At 65.4% G+C, this 4,512-nt stretch carries 3 protein-coding genes and 1 pseudogene; 2 read left to right on the top strand and 2 right to left on the bottom strand.

Annotation, left to right across the window (positions count from 1 at the left end):
- Nucleotides 1–196, bottom strand: a pseudogene (locus tag U9980_RS18320) (transposase); the annotation flags it as partial.
- Nucleotides 197–625: 429 nt separating this feature from the next.
- Between U9980_RS18320 and U9980_RS18325 the strand changes: the two are divergent.
- Entirely contained in the window at nucleotides 626–901 is a 276-nt protein-coding gene (locus tag U9980_RS18325; RefSeq protein WP_322769032.1) for a CU044_2847 family protein, read from the top strand.
- 21 nt (nucleotides 902–922) lie between these two features.
- Nucleotides 923–3,937: a tetratricopeptide repeat-containing serine protease family protein gene (locus U9980_RS18330; RefSeq protein WP_322769033.1), complete on the top strand. Its 3,015-nt coding sequence runs from the start codon at nucleotides 923–925 to the stop codon at nucleotides 3,935–3,937.
- 35 nt (nucleotides 3,938–3,972) lie between these two features.
- Here the strand turns inward: U9980_RS18330 and U9980_RS18335 are convergent, their stop codons facing one another.
- The gene (locus U9980_RS18335; protein WP_322769034.1) at nucleotides 3,973–4,143 is read right to left on the bottom strand and encodes a hypothetical protein; all 171 of its coding nucleotides are present in this window, start codon (nucleotides 4,141–4,143) and stop codon (nucleotides 3,973–3,975) included.
- Nucleotides 4,144–4,512: the final 369 nt, after the last annotated feature.

Consider the following 4,512-nt stretch of genomic DNA (forward strand, 5'->3'; position numbering starts at 1 on the left):
TTGCTGGGGCCGTGACAGAGTCGCACGGGCCTCCATCTGATCATCCGGCGGGCCCTACCCGGCCGGTGGGGCCCAGGGAATGGGCGACCAGGTAGAGGCACTTGAGGGCGGCGTCTTCGCTGGGGAAGTGGCCGCGGGCGCGTATGGCGCGCCGGTGGCGGGAGTTCAACGATTCGATCGCGTTCGTGGAGCATAGGCCCCCCGCTGATCCGGCAGGCAATCTTGATCCCAGGGCTGGGAGGTCGCATGGGAACGGAGTGCAGGCCTGCCGGCGCCGGCAGGCGCCGCATCCACCGCAAAGTCGTCTACGTGCTTCCAAGAAAGGAATCAGTGTCACCTGGGACCCCGGCAGCACTGACATCTCCGTCCAGGATCTCCGGATGGTACATTTTCCACACGTGTTAGCACCCCTGTCACAGGATCCGTCCAGATGACCTTTACTGGGCATCCGCACGGAAATCACGGTTCCAGGACTGACCGCACGAACCGAGCCGACCTACGGCAACGACCGGCACGTATGCAGGCAGCAGAGGTGGTGCAGGTGGTACAGGCAGTGGATGCCGGCCACGAGGGAGACGCGCGGGGGCCTGCGACGAGCGAACGGACTCAACGATCTCCGATACTAGTGGAGCTCTCGCCCGGCCATGGCCTCAAACAGGTCGCGCTCAGCCCGGCGGACGTCTTGGCCCGGTCCAGCCAAGCGATCGACGACGCCATGAACATGATCAGGGAGATGGCTGGCCGGATCCGGGAGTCGGTCGACTCGCTGGATCTGCGGCCATCCACGGTCGAGGTCGAGTTCGGGATCAAGTTCGACACCTCTGCTAACGCCATGATCGCTAAGGTGTGCGCCGAGGCGTCGATCAACGTGACGCTGGGCTGGGAATCGGATCGGCGATGATGCGATGATGCGATGAGGCGGATGACAGGCGACCCCAGAGTGCTACGGCAGGACGTCCGTGACTTCACCGTCCAGATCAGGCACAGCACCGCCGACGAGGTGATAGTCGGCACCGGCATCGTCGTCTCGCGGTCCGGCATCGTCGTCACCTGCGCCCACGTTCTGTACGCTGCAGGGGTCGATCCGCGGGCCCTCGGCGCGGGGCCGGAGCCGGGGGCAGAGACCGTCCGAGTGTACCTCCCGCGCCGGGCCGGCCGACCCGCGGAACTCCGCACGGCCACCGTCGCGGCTTCCTTCACCGAGACGGACGACGACATCGTCTGCCTTCAGATCGACGGCACGCTGCCGCTGCCTAGCGATCGGGTGGCCGTCGTGGGCACGGCCGAGTCGTCTCGTTGGCACCCATTCGAAAGCTACGGGTACCGACGCCTGGCGAAGTACGTGGCCGGGTTGGCCCGCGGCACGATCCTCGGCGAGGTCGAGCCGCCGGAGGAATATGAGCTGCTGGCCGACCCGATTCAAGTAGAATCAAGTCAGATCAACTCTGGGATGAGTGGCTCCGCCTTACTCGATCTGGAGAGGAATCTGGTGGTCGGAATCGTCTCGGAGACCTGGACTCAGGAGCCGGATGGCAAGGACCGGGACACCGCGTGGGCGGTGAACACGAGTGTGCTCCGGTTCGCCGACGTCGATGTCGACATCCGCCGGGACCCGTTGCCGCTACGCCGGGTGCAGCATCCGATCGTCGACTCGTCCTTCACCGCCGCGACCATGCCGGTTCCCGGTAACCGCATGGGCGGTGCGCCCAGCACGCTGTCTGAGTGGGTCGGGCGGGACAGCCTGCAGCAGATCCTCGGCCGGGAATGGCACAACCCCAACAGGCTCGTTGTCGGCCTGATCGGTTTCGGAGGCGAAGGCAAGACCAGCCTCGCCCGGCGGTGGGTCGACCGATTGCTGACGGCCGGGCCCGGTCCGGACAGCCCCGTGGGGGTTTTTTGGTGGAGCTTCGTCGACCGTGACAGCGCCGACGAGTTCCTCGACGCCGCCGTGGAGTTCATGTCCAGCGGCCGGATCTCCAGCGAGGAGATCGCGGAGAGAGGTTCCCGCGCGGCGTTTGCCGCCAGCCTGCTGCGGGTCGGTCGGTATTTGATCATCCTCGACGGGATGGAGGTGATGCAATACCAGACCGGGGACCAGTACGGCAGCATCACCAGCCCGGAACTGCGCGAGTTCCTCAACTACGTCGCGACCCCAGGGCATCAGTCCTTCTGCGTCATCACAAGTCGTGCTCCCGTGCTAGATCTGATGCCCTATGTGACCTATCGACATGTCGACGTTCTACCGCTGAGGACGAGCGCGGGAGTCCGACTGCTGCGCAACCTCGGCGTCCTGGGCACCGACGCTGCCTTGGAACAGGTTGTCCGGGACTGGGCCGGGCACGCGCTAACGCTCAGCCTGCTGGCGGCCTATCTGGTACGGAAGCACAATGGCGACGTCCGACGGGTGAACCGAATTCCACCGCCCGATCCGGGGCTGACCCGAGACGAGATGGTGCGCCGAGTACTGATCGAGTACGACGAGTGCCTGTCTGTCGCCGAACGGACTTTCCTGACTAGGTTCAGTGTCTTCCGCCGCGCTGTCGCCGACGCAGGTCTGAGCACTGTCGCCCGGGGTATGAACCAGGCAACTGACACGAACGGAGACGATGCACACAGGCCGGAGGAAGACAGCCTTCGCTCCGTGCTCACACACCTGGTCGTCGCCCGCATCCTGCGGTCTGACGAAGCGGGTCGTATGGGCATGCACCCGCTGATCCGAGATTACTACGTGCGGCGGGGCGAGCAGGACCCCGAGGCCTGGCGCAGGCTGCACACCGAGGCAAAAAAATACTACCTGGACAGCGTCGCCGCCATGCCCGAGCACCCGGCCCTGGAGGATCTCGCTCCGGCGATTGAGGCGGTTCACCACGCCTGCGGTTCCGGAGTATACGACGAAGCCTGCGACCTCCTCAACGACCAGCTTTATCAACGTGACCGCGGCCTGATCACCCGGGAACTCAACGCCTATGAGGCGACGCTTTCCGTCCTGCTCGACTTCTTTCCCCAGCAGGAAGTGCACGGGGACCCGCTGGTGACCGACTCGGAGTCACGCGGCTGGGTGCTCCACGAAACGGCCACCTGCCTGCAGCTACTCGGTCGGCTGCGGGAGTCCGCAGCCGTGGCGCGCCGTGCGATGCAGGAGTTCAAGGACGGTGCCAAGTGGCACGAGGCCGCGGTGACCTGCCAGAACATGGCCGAGCTGTACCTCAGCCTGGGCGCCCTGCCCGGTTGCGCCGCCCTCGTCCGGGAGACGTTCACGTTGGCCGAGTTGGCCTGTGACCGGGAGGACGAGCTCGTAGCCGAAACGCTGCGAGGCGCCCTCGCGCACTTCGAAGGCCGCCCCGACGAGGCAGAGACCGCATTCGACAAAGCCCTGCAACTCGCCCGTGATTTCACACCGATACCCGCACTGTACAGCTCCAGCGGCATCAGGTATGCCGAGCACCTGCGCCGATCAGGGCGACATGAACAGGCGCTGTCCGTAACCCAGACGAACCTCCGTGTCTGCCGCTCCGCCGGCTGGCGTGCAGACGAGGGCCTTTGCCAGGTCGCCCTGGGAGATCTCGCTCTCGACGCAGGGGATGCGGGCACCGCAATCAACGCCTACGACGAGGCAATCCGGATCGCACACAGTATCACCCGCCGAGACGTATTCATTCAGGCGCTCCTCGGTCACGCGCGATGGGCGAACCACACTGGCCGATCAGACACCGCTCTGGCCGACCTGGAGCAAGGGCTATCGCTCGCCGCTCTCGGTGGCTACCGTCTGGCCGAGATCGACGCCCGGATTGCCCTGGCGGAAGCTCACCGGGCCGGCGGCGCCACGGACACCGCGTGGGCAGAGGGAACACAGGCGGAGCAGATGAGCATCGAGATCGGCTACCGTTTGGGCCAGGTCCATGCTAGGTCGATCATGGGCCAGATCAGAGCCCGGTAATTCAAGTGTAGAGACTCCGGGTTAATACCCCCGAACTACGAGACGTCGGGCTCCTCTGTGGCCTTGTCTTCCGGTCGTTGATCGCCTTCGCCTCTGATCTCTTCCGCAATGCTTGCCAGCAGATCAGCGGGAACCCGCCCGTCAATCGCGGTGGTCTCCCGACGACGCGGCTGCAGATCTTCCCCGGGGGCGGTCATGATGGGCATACTAGCAACATTGGTCCATCGGGCCAACCGCCTCCATGCGAGGCCGCCCCTTGTGAAGCCGCCACTCCGATCCGGGCAAAAGCAGTTACATCCGGAGGAGTTCTTGAAATAGAAGTTTTCCGATCCGGTGCAGTCGATTCGCGGTAGTGCGAGGCCAGCACTACCGGCACGCGAATGACACGCCTCCCGCCTGTCTGCGACATCAGTCCCTGGCGGGCGCTCCGCCGTCCGAGGCCGACGGAAGCGGCGCTCGTCGACCGAATGGCGGCGCTGTGGCTGATGATCTTCGCGCTCGGCCTGCGCAAGGCGTGCGAGTGGGCCGATCTGGGGCTGGTGGTGGGCCACCGGCTTGCCGAGATGCGTCAGGTT

Source organism: Protofrankia sp. Cr1 (assembly GCF_963555865.1).
GTDB lineage: Bacteria > Actinomycetota > Actinomycetes > Frankiales > Frankiaceae > Protofrankia.